Source organism: Alistipes montrealensis (assembly GCF_018362775.1).
GTDB classification, from domain to species: Bacteria; Bacteroidota; Bacteroidia; order Bacteroidales; family Rikenellaceae; genus Alistipes; species Alistipes montrealensis.
In genome coordinates, this window is the sequence record NZ_JAGYXY010000004.1 from 302,079 (window position 1) to 325,538 (window position 23,460).

General features: G+C 59.7%; 17 protein-coding genes. 2 read left to right on the forward strand and 15 right to left on the reverse strand.

From position 1 onward, the window contains the following. Nucleotides 1–14: 14 nt before the first annotated feature. From ung to KG007_RS10310, 12 genes are all read right to left on the reverse strand, one after another. A complete protein-coding gene (gene ung / locus KG007_RS10255; RefSeq protein WP_195461224.1) occupies nucleotides 15–677 on the reverse strand; it encodes a uracil-DNA glycosylase in 663 nt (220 codons plus the stop codon). A gap of 191 nt (nucleotides 678–868) precedes the next feature. Further along, nucleotides 869–3,376, reverse strand: coding sequence for a M56 family metallopeptidase (locus KG007_RS10260; RefSeq protein WP_213348634.1), 2,508 nt, complete (start codon nucleotides 3,374–3,376; stop codon nucleotides 869–871). Between the two features lie 6 nt (nucleotides 3,377–3,382). Next, on the reverse strand, nucleotides 3,383–3,757 hold the full coding sequence (locus tag KG007_RS10265) for a BlaI/MecI/CopY family transcriptional regulator (protein ID WP_195461226.1): 375 nt from the start codon (nucleotides 3,755–3,757) through the stop codon (nucleotides 3,383–3,385). A gap of 263 nt (nucleotides 3,758–4,020) precedes the next feature. Next, nucleotides 4,021–4,278, reverse strand: a complete 258-nt coding sequence (locus KG007_RS13965) for a GNAT family N-acetyltransferase (protein WP_394369669.1) — start codon at nucleotides 4,276–4,278, stop codon at nucleotides 4,021–4,023. A 113-nt stretch (nucleotides 4,279–4,391) separates the two neighbouring features. After that, nucleotides 4,392–5,141 (reverse strand): tRNA (guanosine(46)-N7)-methyltransferase TrmB, encoded by a 750-nt coding sequence (trmB, locus tag KG007_RS10275; protein ID WP_213348638.1) that lies wholly within the window; start codon nucleotides 5,139–5,141, stop codon nucleotides 4,392–4,394. Nucleotides 5,142–5,309: 168 nt separating this feature from the next. Beyond that, complete coding sequence (locus tag KG007_RS10280) at nucleotides 5,310–5,750, reverse strand: hypothetical protein (protein ID WP_213348640.1); 441 nt, start codon at nucleotides 5,748–5,750, stop codon at nucleotides 5,310–5,312. A 4-nt stretch (nucleotides 5,751–5,754) separates the two neighbouring features. Beyond that, entirely contained in the window at nucleotides 5,755–7,323 is a 1,569-nt protein-coding gene (gene ricT / locus KG007_RS10285) for a regulatory iron-sulfur-containing complex subunit RicT (RefSeq protein WP_213348642.1), read from the reverse strand. A 36-nt stretch (nucleotides 7,324–7,359) separates the two neighbouring features. Then, nucleotides 7,360–8,718 (reverse strand): MATE family efflux transporter, encoded by a 1,359-nt coding sequence (locus KG007_RS10290; RefSeq protein ID WP_213348644.1) that lies wholly within the window; start codon nucleotides 8,716–8,718, stop codon nucleotides 7,360–7,362. A 119-nt stretch (nucleotides 8,719–8,837) separates the two neighbouring features. Beyond that, nucleotides 8,838–10,883: a sensor histidine kinase gene (locus KG007_RS10295; RefSeq protein ID WP_213348646.1), complete on the reverse strand. Its 2,046-nt coding sequence runs from the start codon at nucleotides 10,881–10,883 to the stop codon at nucleotides 8,838–8,840. Between the two features lie 106 nt (nucleotides 10,884–10,989). Then, nucleotides 10,990–13,443: an ATP-dependent Clp protease ATP-binding subunit gene (locus KG007_RS10300; RefSeq protein ID WP_195461232.1), complete on the reverse strand. Its 2,454-nt coding sequence runs from the start codon at nucleotides 13,441–13,443 to the stop codon at nucleotides 10,990–10,992. A 384-nt stretch (nucleotides 13,444–13,827) separates the two neighbouring features. Continuing rightward, nucleotides 13,828–14,322: a metallophosphoesterase family protein gene (locus KG007_RS10305; RefSeq protein ID WP_195461233.1), complete on the reverse strand. Its 495-nt coding sequence runs from the start codon at nucleotides 14,320–14,322 to the stop codon at nucleotides 13,828–13,830. A gap of 1 nt (nucleotide 14,323) precedes the next feature. Continuing rightward, nucleotides 14,324–15,598: a replication-associated recombination protein A gene (locus KG007_RS10310; protein ID WP_213348648.1), complete on the reverse strand. Its 1,275-nt coding sequence runs from the start codon at nucleotides 15,596–15,598 to the stop codon at nucleotides 14,324–14,326. A 310-nt stretch (nucleotides 15,599–15,908) separates the two neighbouring features. Here KG007_RS10310 and KG007_RS10315 point away from each other — a divergent pair, with 310 nt between their 5' ends. Continuing rightward, nucleotides 15,909–16,256: a hypothetical protein gene (locus KG007_RS10315; RefSeq protein ID WP_213348650.1), complete on the forward strand. Its 348-nt coding sequence runs from the start codon at nucleotides 15,909–15,911 to the stop codon at nucleotides 16,254–16,256. Between the two features lie 86 nt (nucleotides 16,257–16,342). On the opposite strand, the gene aspS is transcribed toward KG007_RS10315, so the two are convergent. Beyond that, on the reverse strand, nucleotides 16,343–18,097 hold the full coding sequence (gene aspS, locus KG007_RS10320; RefSeq protein WP_213348651.1) for an aspartate--tRNA ligase: 1,755 nt from the start codon (nucleotides 18,095–18,097) through the stop codon (nucleotides 16,343–16,345). Nucleotides 18,098–18,311: 214 nt separating this feature from the next. Between aspS and KG007_RS10325 the strand changes: the two genes are divergently transcribed. Beyond that, complete coding sequence (locus tag KG007_RS10325) at nucleotides 18,312–18,845, forward strand: porin family protein (protein ID WP_213348653.1); 534 nt, start codon at nucleotides 18,312–18,314, stop codon at nucleotides 18,843–18,845. A gap of 111 nt (nucleotides 18,846–18,956) precedes the next feature. Here the strand turns inward: KG007_RS10325 and KG007_RS10330 are convergent, their stop codons facing one another. Then, complete coding sequence (locus KG007_RS10330) at nucleotides 18,957–21,134, reverse strand: alpha-galactosidase (protein WP_213348655.1); 2,178 nt, start codon at nucleotides 21,132–21,134, stop codon at nucleotides 18,957–18,959. 126 nt (nucleotides 21,135–21,260) lie between these two features. Continuing rightward, nucleotides 21,261–23,441, reverse strand: a complete 2,181-nt coding sequence (locus tag KG007_RS10335; protein ID WP_213348657.1) for a glycerophosphodiester phosphodiesterase family protein — start codon at nucleotides 23,439–23,441, stop codon at nucleotides 21,261–21,263. Nucleotides 23,442–23,460: the final 19 nt, after the last annotated feature.

Consider the following 23,460-nt stretch of genomic DNA (forward strand, 5'->3'; position numbering starts at 1 on the left):
TTTTTAGTATGGTTTTACCACACGATGGGCTCTTTGCCGATCGAGCGGAGGTATTCGTTGGCACGCGAAAAATGGCGGCAGCCGAAAAATCCCCGGTAGACCGAAAGCGGCGAGGGGTGTACGGCTTTGAGAATCAGGTTGCGCTGCGGATCGGCGATGGCGCCTTTCTTCTGGGCATAGCTGCCCCAGAGCATGTAGACGATACCCTGTTTGCGTTCGGCGATGGCGCGGACTACGGCGTCGGTGAAGGTCTCCCAGCCGTGTCCGGCGTGCGATGCCGCTTCATGGGCGCGGACCGTGAGCACGGCGTTGAGCAGCAGCACGCCCTGTTCGGCCCACCGGTCGAGATTGCCTGTCGACGGTACGGGGGTTCCGGTGTCGTCGGCGACCTCCTTGAAGATGTTTTGCAGCGAGGGCGGGAAAGGTACGCCGTCCGCGACCGAGAAACAAAGCCCGTTGGCCTGCCCGGGACCGTGGTAGGGGTCCTGGCCGATGACGACGACTTTCAATTTCTCGAACGGACACTTGTCGAAGGCCCGGAAGATGTTGCTGCCGCGCGGGAAGATGCGCTGCGAGGCGTATTCCTGCCGTACGAACCCGGTAAGGGCGGCGAAATAGGGTTTTTCGAATTCCGGAGCGAGGAGCTCTTTCCAGTCGGAGGCTATCTTTACATCCATGGTTTTTGAGGGTTATCGGACCGGTTCTTTCTATGGCGCGGCTTGGCCGGGAGCGGTAGAAAGGACCGTCGGGTTTTCAAGGGTCGGATTTTTAATCTCGTAAATATAATGAAAAATCCGGCAAACGCAAAAAACAGGCGGCATCCGCTCCTGAGAGGGACGCCGCCTGTCTTTGATGGGGCGGGAAAGGGTTATTTTTTGGGAGTGCTGTAGCCTACGACGACAATTTCATCCACGCTGCCGCTGACTTTTTCAGCCTGCCCGGGGGCTTTGCCGCTGCCTTGCAGGCGGAAATCCACGGGTACGGTGAGTTTCACCCGGACGGCCTGCCCGCGCTGCCTGCCCGGAGCCCAGGCGTCCGCCGGTACATTTCCGATCACGCGACTGGCCTCGTCGGAGAGCAGTTTGCCGGGCGACTGCAATACGTTGATATTGCTTACCGAACCGTCTTTCTCGACGATGAACGATGTGACGACACGTCCCTGGATGTTTTGTTTCATGGCTTCTGCGGGGTATCTTACGTGCATCTGCACCCATTGGCGGAAGGCGCTGAGATCGCCGCCCTGGAACGAGGGCATGACTTCGGTTATGAGGAACGGCTCGTCGCCGGCAGGAGCGGTTTGTGCGGTTGCCTGTTTCGCCGCGGCGGTACGGAAATCGACCGGCAGCGTATATTTCACGGTTACTTTCTGGCCGCGCTGTTCGCCGGGCGTCCATTTGGGGGAAGATTCGATGACGCGGCAGGCCTCGTCGGAGAGCAGTTTGTCGGGTGACTGCAACACCTTCAGATCGGCCAGCGAACCGTCGGCTTTGATTTCGAACGACACGACGACACGGCCCTGGATATTCTGCTTTGCGGCTTCGGCAGGGTACTGGATGCGTTCCTGTACCCACGTACGGAAGGTGTTGAGGTCGCCGCCCTGGAACGAAGGCATCTTCTCGGCGATGATGAACGGTTCGACTTCGTCGTAATTGACGGCGGTTTTTTTGATCGCCCCTGTCTTTTCATCGAAAGCGGCTTCTTCGGTCACCGGCTTGGCTGCGCCTTTCGTGGTGACTACTACTACGCCGTTTTTACCCCGCGGGCCGTATAATGCGGTGGCGGACTGGTTTTTGAGGACTGAGACGCTCTCGATGCTCCGGGGGTCCAGGTTGTCGATGCTCGCCTGTTCGACGCCGTCGACGACAAAGAGCGGTTTCGGTGTAGCGTTGTCCCCGCTGGCGGGGTGCTTCCCTGTTTTGGAATTTTCGGGGACGAGCCGGACCACGTAATCGCTCTGCTTGCCGACCACGACCGAGGCGGACAGGTAGTCGGGATAGCCCACCTCCAGCACGGCCCCTTCGGGCGCTTCGATCGAGGCCTCTCCCTTGGCGTCGGCAACGACACCCGTCTTTGTCCCGGCGATCACTACGGTAGCGCCGACGGCCGGTTCCGTTGTATTCGCCAGCGTGATTTTCAGCACGGCTTTCCCGGCAGCAGCTTTTTTATCGGCCTTTTTGGCGCCGGGGGTTATGCTGATCGCGTCGAGCTGGTTGTCGGTCGAGGTCAGCGTGAGGGCATGGGCCTCCCCGCCGGGAGTGTCGGATACACGGATTTTTTCCGTTTTGCAGCCGACGTAGGAAATAGCCAGTTCGCTGCCGGGAGCTGCTGAAATCCGGGCTGTGCCGTTGGTGTCGGTAACGGTCCCGGCATTTGTACCCGTGATCAGCACGATGGCGCCGGAGAGCGGTTTGCCGTCTTTGATAACCGTAACGGAAACCTCCTTTTTCGTCTCGTCGGAGGCGGTCGCAACGTTGTCGGCCGGGGTCTTTTCGGTCTCCGCAATCCGGATTTCGGCGGCGCGCGTGGTGAAGGAGAAGGCGCACAGGAGACCTATCACGGCGGGAAGCGTGCCCGCCAGTCGCAGCAGGGAGTGCCTGCCGGGAGTTTTAGTTGTCATCATTTTAAAGCGTTTTTTGGTTAAGGAATCCCGCAGCCCGTTGGCTATTTCCGGACTATAACCGAAAAGCTGCCTGAATATGGTTTTCATGTAGTGTTCGATGTCGTATCCGCTGGCCAGCACGTCGCTGTCGGCCTCGAACTCCTCGGCTTCGGTGAGCCGCCGTGCGGTGAGCCACACGAAGGGGTTCCACCACAGGGCAGCCTTCATGCACTCCATGGCGACGCGTTCGGCCGAGTGGCGGTGGGCGATGTGGCTCGCTTCGTGGGCTACGATGGCCTGCAACTCGGCGGCCGGGGTTTGGTCCCAGATATAAATCGAGCGGAAGAACGAGAACGATGCGATTCGCTGCGGAGTCCGTACGAGCGTGAAGCGGTCGGTGCGGGTGATGGCTGCACCCCGGCGGAGCCTGCGGATGCGCACGACCTGCCACAGCATGACGCCTGCGATCAGACTGACGCCCACGAGATAGCCTGCGAGGCACAGGATTTCGGGCGTAACGACGGGGGCGGCCTCTTCGATCACTTCGGCGGTCCACTCCTCTGCGGGGAGGGCGACCGTGGGGGCAACCTCGATTACCTTGCCCGGCCAGACGGGGATGCGCAGCAACGGAATGAGGGCCGCGACGAGGGTCGATGCGAGCAGGTAGGCCCTGCACCAGCGGAACCGTACGCGCCGGTCGAGCAGGATGGCGTAGGCGCCCAGCAGCACGCCGCTGCAGGCGAGCACTTCGAGGGCGTAGATGGCGAGGGCTTTCATGGCGTGTTATTTTTTGGCGTTACGCATGATTTCGAGAATTTCGTCCATCTCCCGGGCAGGGATGTTTTCGTGGCGCGAGAAGAACGATACCAGTTGGGCCAGCGAGCCGTCGAAATAGGTCGAAAGCATCGACGACATCACACCGCGGGCATAGGCTTCGCGGCCGATGAGCGGGTAATAGCGATGGCTCTTGCCTTCGGACGTGTGGCTGACGAAGCCTTTGTTTTCGAGAATCTTGAGGAACGTGGCGACGGTGGTATATTTGGGATGGGGTTCGTCGGTCTGGGCGATGATGTCGTTGACCACTGCGTCGCCCAGTCGCCAGAGAATCTGCATGATTTCCTCTTCGCCGCGTGTCAGTTCCGTGATGTCGGTATTCATAGTTGCGCTTGTTTTCAGGTTTACGATACAAGTTTACTACTAAATTTTTAGTAAAACAAATTTTCAATCTAAAATTTTAGTAGATGGGGCGAAAATAATTGATACCTATGTTTATATGGGATAAAAAGCCGGGAAGTACGGGAGGGGAGGGGTATAGCGGCAGACAGAATGAATCGTGGGAGAGATACGGAACAGAACGGTTGGAATGATGCGGTGACGGGCGATGATGGCCGTGGAGAGGCGTCGTAGGATCGGGAAGCCGCTTACCGGATCCACCGGCAGGTTTCGGCGCGGCTGTGCTCCCGGAATCCGCATTTTAGCAGGAGCCGCTGCGAGGCGAATCCGTCGGCATCCGTTTCTGCCGTGATGTGCCGGACGCCTTCCTGCTGCAAGGTCCAGGTGCAGAGGGCTTCGACGGCCTCGGCCATGTGCCGTTGTGTTCGAAGTCGCGGCCCAGTCCGTAGCCGATTTCGACGGTCGTCCGGAAATCGCCCGCGAGCGGTTCGGCCCGGTAACGGCATGTGAACTCCTGTTCCAGCCGGGGCAGGTCGTCCAGCCACAGGGCGAGGTGTTCCGGAGTCAGGATCCTGATTTCCAGCCGTTCGGTCCCGATCTGCATGCCGGAGTGGGCGGGTTATCGAAGCTGCCTTTCGGCCTCGTTGTCCTTTTCGGTCTCGTCGTCCCCGTCCCAGTCGAACCACGGAAAATCGTGTCTCCCGCCGAGCCCAAAGCGCGTATAGGTGATCGGAAGTCCCATTTCGAGGAAGCGTTTTTCGTAGGCCGTCTTGACCGAAAGCACTTCGTCGGCATAGCCCGAACCATAGATGTCGGGCTGGGAGACTTCGCAGGGCAGGCCGTAGTGGCGGATAACCTCGTTGGTGTAGGCGTAGAGATGTTTGGAGTCGGTTTTGAGGTTGATCCACCCCTCGGGACGGAGGATGCGGGCGTAATAGTCGAGGTAGAGCGGCGAGGTGAGGCGTTTCTTGGCGCGCCGGGTCTTGAGTTGCGGATCGGGGAAGGTGATCCAGATTTCGGACACCTCGTTTTCGGCGAACAGCCCGTTGATGAACTCGACGCGCGTGCGCAGGAAGCCCACGTTATGCATCTTGTTGTCTGTGGCAGTCTTTGCACCGCGCCACATGCGCGCACCCTTTATGTCGATGCCGATGTAGTTGCGCAGCGGGTCCCGCTGGGCCAGCGCTACGGTGTATTCGCCCTTGCCGCAACCCAACTCCAGGACGATGGGGTTGTCGTTGCGGAAAAAATCACGGTTCCAGTTCCCTTTGAGCGGGTGGTCGCTGTGGAACACCTCGTCGAATTCGGGTTGTACGAAACATTCGAAAGTCAGGTTCTCACGGAACCTGCGGAGTTTGTCTTTGCCCATGGCAGTTAATAAAATAGGATATAATATACAAGTCGGCTGCAAATGGCGCCGACGGCGTCGTTTGCGCGGCGTACTGCCGCGTTTGCAAATCCGGCCCTTCTCCGAATCCCTCTCCCGGGGTGGGGCTGCCTCTTTGCGGTAAAACCGGCATTTCGGAGAGCCTGTGAATTACCGGCTCTTTTCCAGGTCGATGCCAATGGCCTCGATCCCGCGGACGGGGCGGATGGGCATGACGACGAAGCGGTAATCGCCGGCCTGGGTGAGGCCGATGCGGCGGCGGTAGGGGATGGCGGCTTCGCGCACAAGGGCTGCAGGGCCTTCCGGGCGCGGAACTACCAACAGGAACCATTCGCCGAAACGGAGCGAGTCGGGTGTTATGGTGGTGATGCGGACCGTCAGCGTGTCTTCCGTGAAACGGTCGTTGCAGCGCAGGAAAATCGTCGCATCGCGCAACGTTACGGTATCGGCATTCGGCAGGCGGATTTCGGCCCGGGAATCCCACCGGACGGGGTCGACATCGGTCGCCGCCGACTGGTTGGGCGAAATGCAGCCTCCGGCCAGGAGCGCGGCGACTGCGGCCGCAGCGATATGCCCTGCCGAGTGTCTCAATGCGTTATTGGTTTTGGGGCGCTCCGCCGTCGTTGCCCTGGCCGCCCTGGTTGCCGCCTCCGTTGCCTCCGTTGCCTCCGTTGCCGCGGCGGCGGTTGCGGTTGTTGCGGTTGCGGTTTCCGCCTTCGCGGTTAGCTCCGTTGTTTTCGCGGGGCTCGCGATTATCGTTGCCGCCGTTGTTTTCGCGGGGGTCGCGATTGCCGTTGTTTTCGCCGCGGTTGTTATGCTCGCTGCGCGGCCGGTCGTTGTTCCCGCTCCCGTTGTTCGGACGTTCCCCGCCGTTGCCGCCATTGCGCGGACGGTCGTTGCGGCGCGGACGCTGATCGGAACGGCCGGACTGGCCTTCACGCGGCTGGCGGGCTTCTCCGTTCCCCTCCTGCGGGGCGGCCTGCGCCTGTCCGTTCTGGCCTGCAGGGCGGCCCTGCTCGCCGCGGCCTTTGTTGTTGCGGCCGCCGCGTTTGCGGCGTTTGGCCTGGTCGAAGCGTGTGATGCTGTCCTCCTCCGAACGGTAAGTCGGCTCTTCGACCACCGGGCGGATGTCGTCGGCATGCTGCAACTGCTCGACCTTTTTGCCCTGGCGGTTCAGCGAGATGATCTCCCGTACGCGGGAAACAGGCAGCGTGGTGACGTTGGCCATCGCATCCTTCGACGAAGAGAAGGTCATCGTACCGGCCAGCACGTCGCTCTTGACGAGGAACCATTCGCCTTCGGCGGCCTGCAGCGGTTCGCGCAGGCGCGGGAACTCCTTGCGGGCGTCGACGTAGGTGTCGTATTCGTACATCATGCAGCATTTGAGTTTCGAACACTGCCCGGCGAGTTTCTGGGGGTTGAGCGAGATGTCCTGCACACGGGCGGCTCCGGTCGTGACGCTCGAAAAACTCGACATCCACGACGCGCAGCACAGTTCACGGCCGCAGGCGCCCAGTCCGCCGATGCGTCCCGCTTCCTGGCGGGCGCCGATCTGCTTCATCTCGATGCGGATGTGGAACCGTTCGGCGAAGACCTTGATCAGTTCGCGGAAGTCGACGCGTTCGTCGGCGATGTAGTAGAAGATGGCTTTGATCTTGTCGCCCTGGTACTCCACGTCGCCGATCTTCATGTTGAGTCCCATGTCGGCGGCAATCTGGCGCGAGAGGATCATCGTCTCGTGCTCCATGGCGATGGCTTCCTGCCATTTTTCGATGTCGTAGGGCTTGGCCTTGCGGTAAATCTTTTTGTATTCGCCGTTGAAGGGGTTGAAACCCGTGCGGCGCATCTGGCGCGCCACGAGGTCGCCCGTCAACGAGATCACACCGATGTCGTGACCCGGCGAAGCCTCGACGGCTACGATATCGCCCCGTTTGAGCGGCAGGTTGTTGACGTTCTGGTAGAACGAACGGCGGGTATTCTTGAAGCGCACTTCGACGATGTCGCTCGGTATGTTGACCGGGTATTCGTCGAGCCATGCCGTTTCGTGGAGCTTGAAGCATCCGTCGCAGAGCTTGGCTTCGGGTTCCGCGCCGCAGTTGCAGAAGGCGCATCCGCGGCCCACTTCGGGTTTGCAGGCGCCTGTATGTTGTTTTTCGGTATCCATTATGGGTATAATTTGCGTAAAGATACGAAAAAAAATTTATTTCGTCACGTAGAGTTTCCGGATGCTGCGGCGGATACGCAGAATCATCATCACGGCGGCGGCAGACAGTCCGAACGAGAAGCCCAGGAAGAGGCCCGAGGGGCCCATGCCCATCGTGAAACCGAACAGGTAGCCCACCGGCAGGTTGAGCAGCCAGTAGGACACGAAGGCGATCGGCATGATGATCTTTACGTCCTGGATGCCGCGCAGGATGCCCACCGAGACGTTCTGGATGCCGTCCGAAAGCTGGTACAGCGCGGCGAAGATCATCAGTTGCGAGGCGATGGCGATCACTTCGGCATTGGAGGTAAAGAAGGTCGGGATAATGTGGCGCATCGAGATGAAGACGATGGCAGCGAAAGCGTTCCACGCCAGCACGAGGTGGTACGACGCCTTGGCCGCCAGCGACAGTTCGCCGATGTTGCGGGCTCCGTAACAGTGCGATACGCGGATCGTGGTGGCCGCACCGATCGACATGACGATCATGAAGGCGCAGTTGCCGATGGTGGTGGCGATCTGGTTGGCGCCCATCGTCTCCTTGTTGAACCAGCCCATCATGATCCCCGTGCCGACGAACGCCGAGGCTTCGAGGAACATTTGCAGCGAGATCGGAAGGCCCATGTGGAGCAGTTGTTTGACCGCGGCCCACGAATATTTGCGGGGTGAGAATCCGTCGAGGTAGACGCGGTATTTGTCGCGGCTGTAAAAGTAACCGATCATCAGCATCGGGGCGATGATGCGCGACATCAGCGTGCCCAGGCCGGCGCCCTCGGCGCCCATTTCGGGGAATCCGTAGCGGCCGTAGATGAATACCCAGTTGAAACCGATGTTCGCCAGGTTGGCGACGATCGTGACGACCATCTCGACTTTTGTGTTGCCCACGCCTTCGAGGAATTGTTTGAAGGTGAAGAACAGCATGATGAAGGGCATGCTGTAAACCAGCATCTTGTAATAAGGAATGGCCATGTCGACCACTTCGGCGGGTTGGCCGAGATGGTACAGCAGCGGGATGGCGGCGTATTGCACGACGGCCATCGCGATACCCAGCAGCCCGTAGAAGAGAATGCCGTTCTGCAACAGTCCCGACGATTTCTCGCGGTCGCCCTGGGCATAGAGTTCGCCCACGAGGGGCGTCATGCCGAGCGCGATGCCGATGGCGGCGATAAAGAGGATGAAAAAGACGGCGCCGCCGAACGACACCGCAGCCAGCGGTCCCGGGTCGTCGCCGCCGTAGCGGCCCACCATCAGGTTGTCGGCGACCTGCGTCAGGATCTGCCCCAACTGCGTCAGCACCACGGGAAGCGCCAGTTTCAGGTTGGCTTTATATTGGTCCTTGTATGTTGCGAATTTGTACATCGGATTCGGATATTAGGGTGCAAAGATAGCCATTTCCGGCAGGATTACAATTCATAGGCCCCTCCCGGGGCTGAAAAAAACACCGGGAGGGGTTGGAATGTGTTTATATCCGGAATGGATCAGTAGGGCAGTTCGATGCGTATGCAGCAGCCTCCGCGGTATTCGGGGCAGACGCGGATGTCTCCCCCGAGGCGGGTGACGATCAGGCGGCAGAGGTAAAGCCCGATGCCCGAGCCGGGTTTGAAGGGGTCGACTTTCGTGAAGCGTTCGAACACCCACTCCCGTTTTTCGGGTTCGATGCCGATACCCGTGTCGCTGACGCTGATTTGCAGGGTGCGCCGGACTTCGTCGTTGCGGCAGGAGAGTGTGATACGCCCCGTGGCGGTGAATTTGGCCGCATTTTGCAGCAGGTTGTCGACGACACGCATCAGGTAGAAGGCGTTGGTGGAAACAAGGCCGTCACCCCCCCCCGCTTCGTAGACGTATTCGACAGCCGGGTTGCCGGACAGCTGCCGCTGCGCTTCGAGCCGCTCGGCGCAGAGCAGGCAGACATCGGTTTCGGTCCGCGGTAGGGGTTCCTCGCTGCTGATCAGGCCCGAGAGTTCGAGCATGTTTTCCAGCAGGGTGGTCAGCGCCGTGGTGCTTTTCTGGATTTCCGATTGGAACTCGTGCCGGATTTCGGGGTCCTCTTCGGTCAGCAGCAGCCCCGAGAAGCCGTTGATGGCGTTCAGGGGCGTGCGGATTTCGTGGCACATCGAGTTGATGAAGGCGGTCTTCATCTTTTCGCTCTCCTGGGCGCGGCAGCTTTGCCGCTGCGCCTCCCCGTTGGCCGCCAGCAGTTGTGTGCGCGTCAGTTTCAGCCGCCGCACCATGACGTGCTGGAAGATACTCCAGATAGCGAGCAGCAGCAGGATGACACCGCCGGCGATAAGCATGAAGAACTTGATGCGGTCGTCCAGCTGTGCCTTTTCGAGTTCGAGCCGGTTGACTTCGAACAGCGCCTGCATTTCGGCCAGGCGTTGCTGCGCCTCCGCCATCCGGTTGTTATAGCGCAGTTCGTTGGCTTCCCGAACGGTCCGGAGTGCATTTTTGTAATCTCCCGCTTTTTCGTACAGGCGCGACTGCACGGCATAAATCGCCGCCAGGTCGACCTTTTTGCCGGTTTGCCGGTAGAACATCAGGGCCGAATCGATATAGGCTATCGCCCGCAGGTCGTCGCCCATATACTGGTAATAACGGGCGCTGGTCGTGTAAATCTCTTCCCGGTCGTTCCGTTCCCGGGCCAGCCGCATGCATTTGTTGAAATAATCGGTCGCCTGCTCGCGGGTGATCAGGTCGCGCAGGAAAACCATCTTGCCGTAGGCGCGCATCAGGTATTTGGTCGTGTCGCGGTGGGGCCTTCCGAAGCGGTTTTCCATCGCCATCCACCGGCGGTGCAGGTCGATGCACTTTTCGATTTCGCCCGCTGCCCGTTTGTCTTCGGTGTACATGTAGAGGTCGCAGAGTTCCTCGCGGCAGAGTTTTTCGAAATGAAGCCGCTCTTCCAGCGGGTACTTTTCGAGTTTTTGCAGGGCGCGCTCCACATAGGGGATCGCCTGCCCGATATTGCCGTAGGCTTCGGCGGCGATCGACGAGTAGTCGACGGAGAGTCCCGTCAGGAACTCCCATTCGATCAGTTCTTCGGGGGTGAGACCTCCCGGTTCCTTCTGTTTGAGTTTCTCCAGCGCGCTGTCGACCGCTTCGGACGAATCGGAGACGATCATCTGTTTCCAGAGCCGGAAAACCCGGAGCGATGCGCGGAACAGGGCATAGCGGCGTTCGGGAAGGAGGCTGTCGGCGAGTTCGACGCAGGCCAGGGCCTGCTGCGGATCCTTGTCGGAGAGTGTGGATACCAGCATATCGAGCGCATCCATGCAGCCGTAAGCGTCACCGGCCTTGTCGGCTTCGGCGAGCGCCTTTTCCCAATAGCCGGTGGCGAGCATGACGCTGTCGGCGTGCAGGTCGGCCAGTTGGATGTATATCTGTTCCCGTTCGGCGGCGGTGCGCGCGCCGGGCAGTGTTGTCAGCAGACTGTCGGCTGCCGGGGATGCGGAATGCGCCGTCAAAGCGGCGCAGATTGTCAGGAATGCGACCCCGGAAAGGGTCTTCGAGATAATCGGACGCATGTCGGTTCAGTTACGCTTATGAAAAATTCAGGACAAATTTAACGATAAATCAGGAAAATAAAAAAAGCCGGAGAAATTTCCCCGGCTTTTTGGTGTTTGGGCGTTGTTACGCCACACGCAGTTTCACGCCGCGGGCTTTGTCGGATTCCACGACAATGGTATCGCCTTCGTGGAGTTTCCCGTCGATGATCAGTGCTGAAAGCGGTTCTTCGACGTTGTCCATCAGAGTCCGCTTGAGCGATCGGACGCCATAGCGTGATTCGTAGCCCATGGCCGCCAGCCGGCGTTTGGCCCCGTCGGTGATCTTCACCTTGTAGCCCAGTTTGCCTGTGCGGGCCATCAACCCTTGCAGTTCCAGGTCGACGATCCGTTCCACGTCGCCGATTTCCAGCGTGCGGAAGAGCACGATGTCGTCGATACGGTTGAGGAACTCCGGGGCGAAGGTGTGCTCCAGCGCCTTGCGGTACTCGCTCTGGGGCGTCACATCGGCCACGGCGCTCTTCGAAGTGGTGCTGTAACCCACCTGTACCGATTTCTGGACCACGGCGCGCGAACCTACGTTCGAGGTCATGATGATGATCGTGTTCCGGAAGTCGACCTTGCGGCCCGAACCGTCGGTGAGGTGTCCTTCGTCGAAGATCTGCAGCATGGCGTTGAAGACCTCGGGGTGGGCCTTCTCGATCTCGTCGAAGAGCACCACGGCGTAGGGCTGACGACGTACGGCCTCCGTTAACTGGCCGCCTTCGCCGTAACCGACATATCCCGGGGGCGAGCCGATCAGGCGCGCCACGTTGTGTTTCTCGCCGTATTCGCTCATGTCGATGCGAATCAGTCCGCGGTGTTCGTCGAACAGCCATTTCGACACCTCTTTAGCCAGCAGCGTCTTGCCTACGCCCGTGGGACCCACGAAGAGGAATACGCCGATGGGGCGGTTCTCGTCCTTGAGCCCGGCGCGCGAACGGCGGATGGTGCGTGAAATCTTCTCCACGGCCTCCTGCTGTCCCACGACGCGCTTCGCGAGGTGCTCGCGCAGGGTTTGCAGGCGGCTGATCTCGCCGCCCGAGACGCGCTCGGCGGGGATGCCCGTCATGGCGGTGATCACCTCCTGGATGTGTCCTGCGGTGATCTCCACAGGGTTGTTTTCGAGCGAACGTTTCCATTCGGCACGGGTTTCACCCAGTTTCGAACGCAGCGCGATTTCGCGCATGCGCGCCGACGCGGCTTTTTCGTAGACCAGCGCTTCGACCGCTTCGCGGCGTTCGCGTTTGGCGTCGCAGAGTGCTGTTTTCATGGCGCGGAGCTCTTCCGGTTCCCGGGCCGACTGCAGGTGTGCCCGCGAGCCGGCCTCGTCGAGTACGTCGATGGCCTTGTCGGGGAAATAGCGGTCGGTGATGTAGCGTCCGGTGAGCGTCACGCAGGCCTGCAACGCCTCCTCGGTGTAGCGCACCTTGTGGTGGCGCTCGTAGTGGGGAGCGATGTTGTGCAGGATCTGGAGCGTCTGCTCGGGCGTCGTCGGTTCGATCAGCACCTTTTGGAAACGGCGTTCGAGGGCCGAATCGGTCTCGATGTTCTCGCGGTATTCGTCGAGCGTCGTGGCGCCGATGGTCTGCAGCTCGCCGCGTGCGAGGGCCGGTTTGAGAATATTGGCCGTGTCGAGGCTGCCCTGCGTGGAGCCTGCGCCCACGATGGTATGTATTTCGTCGATGAAAATGATCGTATCCTTGGCCTTGCGCAGTTCGTCGAGCAGTTGCTGCATGCGTTCCTCGAACTCGCCGCGGAACTTCGTGCCCGCCACGAGCGACGAAACGTCGAGCGAGAAGAGCGTTTTGTCGGCAATGGTGTAGGGAACTTCGCCGCGCGCGATGCGCAGCGCCAGCCCCTCGACGATGGCGCTCTTGCCAACGCCGGCCTCGCCGATCAGGATCGGATTGTTCTTCTTGCGGCGCGAAAGGATCTGTACCACGCGCTCGATCTCCTGTTCACGGCCTACGACCGGGTCGATCTTTCCTTCGCGGGCCAGGCGCGTGAGGTTCACGCCGAACTTGTCGAGCAAGTGGGCCGCGCTTTTCTCCTCGGCCTTGTTTTCCTCGCCGAAATCGAGCATGTGGACCTGCACCTCGGTGCGGAAATCGTCGCCCACGGTGAATTTCTCCAGGTCCCCGGACACGGTGTCGGGTGTTACGCCGTACATCTCCAATACGCGCGCGGTAGCCGTCGTGCGGTCGCTGATGATGGCCAGCAGCGCATGGGCCGTCGATACACTCCGGGCGACGCCCGGCATTGAGAGCAGTTCTTCGGTGAAGTCGCGGTAGTATTCCTCCGGCGACTGGGTTTCCTGTTGTTTGGCGGTAATCACCTCGCGCTCGATGCGCAGGCGTACCTGGTAAAGTTCCCAGTCCTTGAGTCGGGCGGACAAAAGCTGGTAGGCGAGCGAACCCTCTTCACGCAGCAGTTCCAGCGTGAGGAAGTCCTTGAGCGAATGCGTCATTCCCGCCTTCGTAGTGTTAAATGCCGATCGGGCGATGATGCCCTCCAGCGTTTTCGAAATTTTTAATTGCATGTTGCGTCGTCGTTATGAATTCACTCTAATAACGTAGGCCCATATGTGATTATTATATGAGCGTTTTTGTTTAGTGTATGAACTGTGGCAGTTGGCGCTGAGGGCATTCCGTCCCGGAGGCGATTTCGAGGGCGTCCCAAGCGTTCGGGTTTACCGGTTGGCGATCAGTGTGTTGCGGGCGATATTGGAGCTTTTTGGGGCGGAATTGTATAGCGTACTCTTTTTTGTGGTGCGTCCAGTCGGAATGTCGCCATTATTTCGTTGACGATCACGAAAATCCGCCGGGAATGTGTTCCCGGCTTTTTGGGGTATAAATTTTTATTTCGGGTGATTTTGTGACGGAAAAGGCTCTTCGAAGCAGTCGCTTTTAGCTCCGGCCGCCGCTTATTTGCGGGGCCATTCGCCGACTTCCATGTCGCGCATTTCGCTGCCGTCGATCGTGAGGCGAACGGCCGTGCGGACTTTATGGAATCCGAACTCTCCGGCGGCTCCGGGATTGACGTGGAGCAGGTCGTAGACGGGATCGTAGACGACCTTGAGGATGTGGGAGTGTCCGGCGATGAAGAGTTTCGGGTGCAGGGACTGTATTTTCTGCACGGCGCGCGGATCGTAGTGGCGGGGATAGCCGCCGATGTGGGTAATCAGCACCCGGACCTGTTCGCATTCGAAGCAGAGGAACGCAGGGTAGACGCGGCGGGTCATGCCGCCGTCGATGTTGCCGCTCACGGCACGCAGCGGCTTGAAAGCGGCGATCTGGTCGGCAAGTTCGATCGAGCCGATGTCGCCGGCATGCCAGATCTCGTCAACGTCCTTGAGAAATTCGCGGAGCGTCGCGTCGAAGGTTCCGTGGGTGTCGGATATGATGCCGATGCGTTTCACTTTACTTATATTTATCTTTCCACAACAGAGCCATGCGTTCGGCGATCTTGGCCTCGGTGGCGTTCTGCGTGTCGGGTTCGTAGAATTTCGTACCCGAAAGGCTTTCGGGCAGGAACTCCATCTCGGCGAAATGGCCGGCGTAGTCGTGGGCGTATTTATAGCCTTTGCCATAACCCGCCTTGTCCATCAGGCGGGTCGGGGCGTTCCTGAGATGCAGCGGCACGGGGCGGTTCGTCGTGTCGTGCTCGACGAGCGACATGGCTTTGTTGATGGCCATATAGGCCGAGTTGCTCTTGGGGCTGGTGGCGAGGTAGATCGTCGTCTCGGCCAGTGTAATGCGCGCTTCGGGCATGCCGATCTTGTGCACCGTGTCGAAGCAGGCGTTGGCCAGCAGCAGGGCGTTGGGGTTGGCCAGCCCGATGTCCTCCGAGGCCAGGATCACCAGCCGCCGGGCCAGGAAACGCGGTTCCTCGCCCCCGGCGAGCATCCGCGCCAGGTAGTAGATCGCGGCGTTGGGGTCGCTGCCGCGGACTGATTTGATGAAGGCCGAGATAACGTCGTAGTGCTGTTCGCCGTTCTTGTCGTAGAGGGCGATGTTTTGCTGGAGGCAGTCGGTGACGTATTGGTCGCTGATCGTCACCTTGCCGTCGGTGGCTCCGACGACGATGTCGAGGATGTTGAGCAGCTTGCGCGCATCGCCGCCCGAGAAGCGGAACAGCGCGCCGGTCTCCTTGACCTCGATGTCGCGCTCCTTCAGTTCGATGTCGGTCGTCAGGGCGCGGTCGAGCAGCACCTGCAGGTCTTTGTCCTCGAGCGATTTGAGGATGTAGACCTGGCAGCGGCTCAACAACGGCGAGATCACCTCGAACGAGGGGTTCTCGGTCGTTGCGCCGATCAGCGTGAAGACGCCCTGTTCGACGGCCCCCAGCAGCGAATCCTGCTGCGATTTGTTGAAGCGATGGATTTCGTCGATGAACAGCAGCGGCGCTTTCTGGTCGAAAAAACGCTGTTTGCGCGCCGACTCGATCACTTCGCGTACGTCCTTCACGCCCGACGTGACGGCCGAGAGGGTGAAGAACGGGCGTTCGAGCTGCGTGGCGACGATCTTGGCCAGCGTGGTTTTACCCACGCCCGGAGGTCCCCAGAGGATGAACGACGGGACGTTGCCCGTCTCGAAAAACTTGCGGAACACCCCGTTTTTACCCACAAGGTGCTCCTGCCCGATATATTCGTCTATCGTGCGGGGACGGAGTCGTTCGGCTAAGGGTGCGGACATGGCAGGTTCGTTTTATGGTTCAAAGATACGAATTTCCAAGAATTATTCCTATATTTGTCAAACATACTGACAAACACGGAAAGTGTAAGTCTGTTCCCGAATCGTGAACGTAGGAAATTCACTCTGGCATGGGAATGGCGGACATCTTGCCGCGTCGTATCCATAATTTGGATATAGGCGTGGGAGCTGTTGCTTATTTTGTGCCAAAGGTATCCTACGACCTACGATTCTGAAATAAGTCTTCGGCACCACGCTTTCTGTATACATGTGGGCTGCAAAGGGTGTCTTGCGTCAAATACGAATGATTTTCATGAAAGCGAAAACCTGGTATGATGATTTTATCGGCACGGTTGCGGCCGATATCAGCGATTACCTCGACAAGGAGTGTTTGAATACATTGATTCCCCGGAATGTTCCCGACTTCGAACGTTATACGGTCGTAGGATTCGAATTTTATGCACGTTACGAAGAGATGATCTTCGCACTTCTGTGCCGCGACATGCAGGCCGGAGACGATGGTTCGCTGGTCGCTGTCGAAGTCAACTGCGACCTCTCGTCGTTCTTCAACCTGTTCAAGCGGTTCAACCTGAATTTGTTGCCCAGAGGCTATGAAGAATCCGCCGTAAAGACGCGGATCAAAATGCAAGAGCCGGTTTGAGTGTCCGCCGCCAGTTTTTGGGAATCGAATAAAACAACAACAGGCGGACGAGAGGTCCGCCTGCCGTATGCTGTCGGTTTTCCGGGTTATTCCTCCGGCTTCCGCAGTTCCAGATACAGTTCGTCCAACTGCGCCTGGTCGATGTAGCCCGGGGCGTCGAGCATCACGTCGCGGCCCGCGTTGTTCTTCGGGAAGGCGATATAGTCGCGGATCGATTCCGAACCGCCGAACAGCGAGCACAGGCGGTCGAAACCGAACGCCAGGCCGCCGTGAGGGGGCGCGCCGTATTTGAAGGCGTTCATCAGGAAGCCGAAACGCACCTGGGCTTCTTCGGGCGTGAAGCCCAGCAGGCCGAACATCTTGGCCTGCAGAGCCGAATCGTGGATACGGATCGAGCCGCCGCCGATCTCCGTACCGTTGCAGACGAAGTCGTAGGCGTTGGCGCGCACGCGGCCCGGGTCGCTGTCGAGGTATTGCACGTCCTCGAGTTTGGGCGAGGTGAAGGGGTGGTGTACGGCGTAGTAACGCTGCGTCTCATCGTCCCACTCGAACAGCGGGAAGTCCACGACCCACAGCGGTGCGAACTTCTGCGGATCGCGCAGGCCCAACTGCTGGGCCACTTCGAGGCGCAGGGCGCACAACTGTGTCAGCGTCTTGAACTTCTTGCCGCAGAGGATGAAGACCATGTCGCCGGTCTTGGCGCCGCAGCGCGAAGCCATGGCGGCGACCTCTTCGGGTGCGTAGAATTTGTCGACGGACGACTTCACGTCGTCCTCCCCGACACGTATCCAGATCAGTCCTTTCGCGCCGATCTGCTGGCGCTTGACGAACTCCGTCAGCGCGTCGATCTGCTTGCGGGTGTACGCGGCGCAGCCCGGGGCGGCGAATCCGGTGATGTATTCGGCATCGTCGAAGACGCTGAAGCCGTGTCCTTTGGCAAGATCGGTAATGTCTGAAAACTCCATGCCGAACCTGAGGTCGGGTTTGTCCGAACCGTATTTCTCCATCGCCTCGATCCACGGCATGCGGCGCAGCGGTTCGGTCAGGTCGATCCCCATCACATGCTTGAACATGTGCTTGGCCCAGCGTTCGAAAATCTCCAGCACGTCCTCCTGCTCGACGAACGACATCTCGCAGTCGATCTGCGTGAATTCGGGCTGGCGGTCGGCGCGCAGGTCCTCGTCGCGGAAGCAGCGCACGATCTGGAAATATTTGTCGTAGCCGGCGACCATCAGCAACTGTTTGAGCGTCTGCGGCGACTGCGGCAGGGCGTAGAACTGGTTGGGCGACATGCGGCTGGGGACGACGAAGTCGCGGGCGCCTTCGGGCGTCGAACCGACCAGGCAGGGGGTTTCGATTTCGAGGAATCCCTCGTCGGAGAGGAACCGGCGAATCTCCTGGGCCATCTTGTGACGCAGGATCATGTTACGCTGCAGGGGCGGGCGCCGCAGGTCGAGGTAGCGGTATTTCATCCTGAGGTCGTCGCCGCCGTCCGAGACCTCCTCGATGGTGAAGGGCGGCACTTCGGCGTCGTGCAGTACGGCGATCTTTTCGGCCGTGACCTCGATGTCGCCGGTGTCCATCTTCGGGTTCTTCGACTGGCGCTCGACTACTTTGCCGACGACCTGGATGACCCACTCGCGGCCCACTTTCGAAGCCGTTTCGCGCGCCTCGGCCGGGGAGTGCTCCTCGACGACGATCTGGGTGATGCCGTAGCGGTCCCTCAGGTCGATGAAGGTCATGGCGCCGAGGTTTCTCACTTTCTGCACCCAGCCGGCCAGGGTGACGGTCTCGTTGACATTGCAGGCCCTTAAACAGCCGCAGGTATGGGTTCTGTACATAGGGAAAATTATTTTGTACGATTTACGATTTGTCCTAGTAACCCGCAAAGTTAAGTAAAAGTCCCGAAAAAACGGAATCGGGACGGTTATTTTATTTGCCGTTCCGGCCGGGCGGGGGATAAAAAAACGGCGCATGGGAAAAACAGGCGGAAATGGCACGAAATTGTATGCCTTCGTTTCCTGTCAAACCGTTTAATTCTAAATGCACTGAATTATGAAAAAAATCGCTACGCTCCTGCTGGCTGCCTTTGCGCTCGTGGCCGTCGAATCCCACGCACAGGGCATCCACATCATCCCCAAAGTGGGTCTGAACCTTTCGAGCCTGTCGCATGTCGACGGCAAATCGATCGCCGGGCTGAATGCCGGCGTCGCGCTGGAAATCCTCCTTTCCGAGAAGTTCGGCATCGAACCGGGCGTCCTCTTCTCGATGCAGGGAACGAAGATCGACACCGAGAAGGTCCATCTCGACTACATCAACATTCCCGTTTATGCGAAGTACTATGTGCTGGGCGGGCTGAATGTTTTCGCCGGTCCGCAGGTGGGCTTCAACGTACGCGCCAAGAGCGGCGGCGAGAGCATAAAGAGCCTGGTCAAGACGGCCGATTTCGGTCTGGGCCTCGGCGTGGGTTATCAGTTCGGATGGGGACTGATGTTCTCGGCCAACTACAACTTCGGATTCGTCGACATCGAGAAGAGCACTTCCACGAAGAACGGCGTGTTCCAGCTCAACGTCGGCTGGCGGTTCTGAGGCGGAACCTCTGCGAACGGTCCGTCCGGGGGATTCCCGGGCGGATTTTTGCATTAAAATAATCCCCGGGACATTTGCCCCGGGGATTAGAATCGTGTTACTGCGGCCGGATTACTCCGCCGCTTTGATTTCGAGTACGCGGCTCGCGTACTCCTTGCCTACCGAAAATTCGAGTCCGTTCTCCATCAGGAAGGCGCCGCTGAAAGTTTTGCCGTGCTGTGGGATCGGCTTGCCTTCGATGTTCAACTCGGTGATCGTGTAGCGCTTGCCGGGGTCGAGGCCCGCCATCCGGAAAGCCGGGGACGGCATGTTGAGGTAGTGCTCCAGCTTATAGACGAACCAGACGGCGCGTTCCTTGCCGGGCGTGACGTACATCAGCGAAGCGTAGCCCGTCTTGTCGTAGGGCGAGATCAGCCGGTAGAGGTCGCCCTGCTGTACGACGGGGCGGATGTCCTTGTAGGCGGCGATCGCCTTGCGGGCGAACTCCTTCTCTTTGTCGCTCATCTTTGCGGGTTGCAGTTCCAGCCCCAGGCGTCCCGACATGGCCACGTCGAAGCGCAGCTTGAGCGGCACGCTGCGGCCTGTCTGGTGGTTGGGCGAGGCGCTCACGTGCGACGCCATCGCCGCGGCGGGATAGAAGTTCGACACGCCCCACTGCATGTAGATGCGTTGCAGGGCGTCGGTGTTGTCGCTGGTCCAGAACTCGTCGTAATAGGGCAGTACGCCGTAATTGACGCGCCCGCCGCCGCTGGCGCACGACTGCATCACCAGGCGGGGATATTTCTCCTGGATGCGGCGCAGCACCTTGTCCATGCCGCGGTGGTAGTCGATGTAGAGGTGCGACTGCCGGTCGGCCGGGAGGTATGTCGAACCGTAATTGTAGAGGGTCATGTTGTCGTCCCACTTGATGTAGGCGATTTCAGGATGGGCGGTCATCAGGTTGTCGACCACGCCGAAGACGAACTCCTGCACCTCGGGATTCGAGAGGTCGAGCACCTGCTGCGTGCCGCCGCGGCCCAGGCGGTTCTCCCGGTAGGGCTGCTGAATCACCCAGTCGGGGTGCTTCTCGTAGAGTTCGCTTTTGGTGTTGGTCATCTCGGGTTCGATCCAGATGCCGAATTTCACGCCGTGTTTTTTAGCTGACTCCGTCAGGCCTTCGATACCCTGCGGGAGTTTCTCTTTGCAGACCATCCAGTCGCCCAGGCTCGTCGAGCCGTCGTTGCGCGGGTATTTGTCGCCGAACCAGCCGTCGTCCATCACGAACAGTTCGCCGCCCAGGTCCGAGAGGTCGGCCATCATCCGGTCCATCACCTCCTGGTTCACCTTGAAATAGACGCCCTCCCACGAGTTGAGCAGCACGTCGCGCAGCTCGGTCCCGTGGTTCAGCCGGTGGAGCCGCGCCCATCGGTGGATGTTTCGGCTCACGCCGCTTTTGCCCTCGTCGCTGAAGGTGAACGCGAAAACCGGGGTCGTGAAGAGCTCTTTGGGCTGGAGCGTATACTGGGACTGCTCTTCGTTGATGCCGGCGAAGACGTGCGTCGTGTGGGTGTTGTCGTTGTCGAAGGCGATGCGGTAGTTGCCGCCCCATGCGAGCGTGCCGCCGATGACGCGGCCCGCCAGTTCGCGGGGCTGTCCGTCGAGCGAAATCATGAACGACGGGTTGTCGGTCTGCGTATTGCGCACGCCGTTCTTGTTCTTGAGCACTTTCATGCCGTCGGTCAGGGGCTCCTCGTAGAGGTAGCATTCCGCGCCCCACGTACCGTGGAAATGCGAAAGCCATGTGTCGCCACGGCGGACGGGCATGTAGGCCGATGCAAAGCGGTAGAGCGTCACGGGTTTCTTCTCCGCATGGCTGATCTGGGTCCAGGTCTCGATGACCTCGCAGTCGTCGTAGGTCTTGTAATAGAGCGTTACGAAGAACGGATAGTGTTTGTCCTTCATGGCTATGGCGGTCGTTTCGGCCCCGTCTTTCCGGTCGCGCGATACCGATTCGACGACGAGTTCGAGCGACATGCTGCCGTCGTTGTGCGTCGCCTGGACGGCGACTTCGCGGTAACACTGGGCGCCGAACTGCGGGTAGGCGGGATCGCCGAATGCCACGCCGCTGTCGAGGATGTCGCCCGGCGAGGCGACATGCGCCCCGAAATACTGGAACAGGGGCGCTTTGCCCTTCTCGGCGGTCAGCAGCAGCGAGGAGTTTTTGGTCGAGAGCAGGATGTTTTCCGCCCGGAGCATGCCGCCGGACAGCAGTGCAGCGCCGACCCATGCCAATACTAAAAGTCTCTTCATAAAGGGTTTGGTATAAGGTTGAATTCCGGTATAAACATACGAAAAAAAATGTGAAATCCCGAAAAGGTGCAGGCCGGACGATCGTCCGGCCTGCGAACCCTGGAATTTACAGCAAAGCGTTCACGGCTATTTCGGGGCCGTGACGAACGGCCTGGCCAGCAGTTTTTGCAGCGTGGCGGGGTTGTCGGTGGTGATGTAGTCGACGCCCAGCCCGATGCAGGCGATCATGTCGGCCGTCGAATTGACGGTCCAGGCGTTGACTTCGATTCCGCTCGCGTGGGCTTCGGTCACCCATTCGGGCTTTTTCGAAAGGACGGTCGAATACTGGTAGTCGATGCCCGTGAGTTTGTCTGCCGCAACCTCGGCCGGGGCCTTGTCGCCGCCGAGATACTGTACGCTGGCTGTGGGCATGGCCGCCTTGAGTTGTTTGCAGACCTCGTAGTCGAAGGCGATGTAATCGACCCGGGCCTCCATCGATTTCGCCTTGACGGCGGCTACGACGGCGTTGACGGCCCGGGTGTTGATCGAGGCCGAACTGTGGGTCTTGATCTCGCAGATCAGTTTCATCGCGGCGTCCTTGGCGCCCTGCTCCAGATAGGCGTCGAACGTCGGCAGCACTTCGCCGTTGGCCAGCGTGAGGTCCTTGATCTGTGCATAGGCGCTCTCTTCGATCTTCAGGTCGCTGCCCGCGACGGTCGCATTGTGGTTGATGACCAGTACGTCGTCGGTCGTGATCCATACGTCGAACTCGGCGCCGTAGATGCCCAGTTTCTGGGCGTTGGCCAGCGCAGCGATCGAATTTTCGGTGGCGTCCTGTACGCCGTCCTGGTGCTGGCCGCGGTGTGCGATGATTTTGGGCGTCGCGATGCGGGGATTGTCGTTGACGGTGAATTCGACGATGCCGAGCGGATACTGGCTGCTGCCGCGGACGAGCGTCATGAAGTACCGGTCCTGTCCGTCGGGAAGCGCCGGGAGCGTTGCGGCCAGCGACTGCTGGGTCGCCTCGCCCGAGGGCTCGGTAAGCGCGGCGTCGGCCGTGAAGGCTGCGGTCACATCGGTCGCCGAGGTGAACCTGACCTTGTCGCCGGTTTCGAAGCCGTTGCCGTAGATCGTGTAGGTGTAACCCGCGCCGATCTCGCACCTGGCCAGATAGGTGAGGTTCGAAACGGCGAATTCGACGGGAGCCTGGTTCTCGAACTTTGCGTCCTTGTAGAGCAGGGCTACCTGCTCGTCGGTCAGCGCATCGTCGAATATGCGGGCCAGGACCACCTCGCCGTTCCACGCGTTGCCCATCGAGCCGACTGCCGAGTCGCCGCCCAGTGCGAACCAGCGCGCTCCGTCCTTGGCGTGGTTGAGGTTGCCGACTGCGTCGGCCGTGCCTTTCAGCTCGCCGTCGACGTAGATGTACGCTTTTCCTTCGGTTTTGTCCCATACGCCCACGACGTGGTAGTAGCGGCCCGGTTCGGGATAAACGTCGCTCTGCGCCCAGATCCATTTGCTGCTGCCGGTGGTGCTCACGTTGGGAAGGAACGTAATGCAGGCCGAATGGCCTCCCTGGCCCTCCTTGCAGATCAGGAAGCCCGTGCCGCCGGCTTCATGGGCCGAGAACGGTTTGTACTCTTTCGTGCCGTCGTTCTTGTTCGAACGCAGGACCACCTCCATCGAGTGACCGTCGTCGAGCCCGTTTTTGAAGGTCTCGTTCTGGTAGTAATCAACCCGGTAATAGGAGTTGGTGCGGGAGCCCTGGCCGGGGGTATGCGTATAATTGCTGACGATGCGCTTGTAAACGTCGTGGTAATAGTAGGTCAGCGCCGCTCCGGGGTAGCTGATCACCTCGTTCTTCAGCGGCGATACGTCTTCGGCTGTGCCGTCCGCATGGAAAACAACGTCGAGCAGGTCGGCTTTCGGGGCTTCGGGCTCGGGGGCTTCGGGCGAAGGATCCTGCGTGATGGTGAACTCCTCGATCAGGGTGGGGTCCGAAACCGAGATGAACCGGAGTGCGCCGGAGCGCTCCTTGCTCACGGAGTTTTCGGGAATCACGATCGCCAGCGTCATGCCGTCGACCGTAGGTCGGGTGAACCAGTTCGTCTTGCTCTGGTCGATTGCGTAGGTCCATTTGCCGTTGGTCGTCACGGTGAACACGACCGTGGCGCCTTCATAGGGAACGGTTCCGGTTTCGGTGGTAAGGTTGGAGGTTACCGAGAAATCGAAGTCTTTCCATTCGGCCGTCTCGTCGTCTTTACACGATGTGCTGAGAGCCAGTGCAAAGGCCGTGAACAGGAAGACCGATAAAAAACCTTTTTTCATAATAGGAAGGTTATGTGGT

What these genes read in the sequence shown, in the direction of transcription:
- KG007_RS10325 (WP_213348653.1), top strand. Translation starts at nt 18,312, where the DNA reads ATGAAAAAAATCGCTACGCTCCTGCTGGCTGCCTTTGCGCTCGTGGCC.
- KG007_RS10290 (WP_213348644.1), bottom strand. Translation starts at nt 8,718, where the DNA reads ATGTACAAATTCGCAACATACAAGGACCAATATAAAGCCAACCTGAAA.
- ricT (WP_213348642.1), bottom strand. Translation starts at nt 7,323, where the DNA reads ATGGATACCGAAAAACAACATACAGGCGCCTGCAAACCCGAAGTGGGC.
- KG007_RS10310 (WP_213348648.1), bottom strand. Translation starts at nt 15,598, where the DNA reads ATGTCCGCACCCTTAGCCGAACGACTCCGTCCCCGCACGATAGACGAA.
- trmB (WP_213348638.1), bottom strand. Translation starts at nt 5,141, where the DNA reads ATGGGCAAAGACAAACTCCGCAGGTTCCGTGAGAACCTGACTTTCGAA.
- KG007_RS10260 (WP_213348634.1), bottom strand. Translation starts at nt 3,376, where the DNA reads ATGAAAGCCCTCGCCATCTACGCCCTCGAAGTGCTCGCCTGCAGCGGC.
- aspS (WP_213348651.1), bottom strand. Translation starts at nt 18,097, where the DNA reads ATGTACAGAACCCATACCTGCGGCTGTTTAAGGGCCTGCAATGTCAAC.
- KG007_RS13965 (WP_394369669.1), bottom strand. Translation starts at nt 4,278, where the DNA reads ATGCCGTTACCGGGCCGAACCGCTCGCGGGCGATTTCCGGACGACCGT.
- KG007_RS10265 (WP_195461226.1), bottom strand. Translation starts at nt 3,757, where the DNA reads ATGAATACCGACATCACGGAACTGACACGCGGCGAAGAGGAAATCATG.
- KG007_RS10315 (WP_213348650.1), top strand. Translation starts at nt 15,909, where the DNA reads ATGAAAGCGAAAACCTGGTATGATGATTTTATCGGCACGGTTGCGGCC.
- KG007_RS10330 (WP_213348655.1), bottom strand. Translation starts at nt 21,134, where the DNA reads ATGAAGAGACTTTTAGTATTGGCATGGGTCGGCGCTGCACTGCTGTCC.
- KG007_RS10300 (WP_195461232.1), bottom strand. Translation starts at nt 13,443, where the DNA reads ATGCAATTAAAAATTTCGAAAACGCTGGAGGGCATCATCGCCCGATCG.
- KG007_RS10295 (WP_213348646.1), bottom strand. Translation starts at nt 10,883, where the DNA reads ATGCGTCCGATTATCTCGAAGACCCTTTCCGGGGTCGCATTCCTGACA.
- KG007_RS10335 (WP_213348657.1), bottom strand. Translation starts at nt 23,441, where the DNA reads ATGAAAAAAGGTTTTTTATCGGTCTTCCTGTTCACGGCCTTTGCACTG.
- ung (WP_195461224.1), bottom strand. Translation starts at nt 677, where the DNA reads ATGGATGTAAAGATAGCCTCCGACTGGAAAGAGCTCCTCGCTCCGGAA.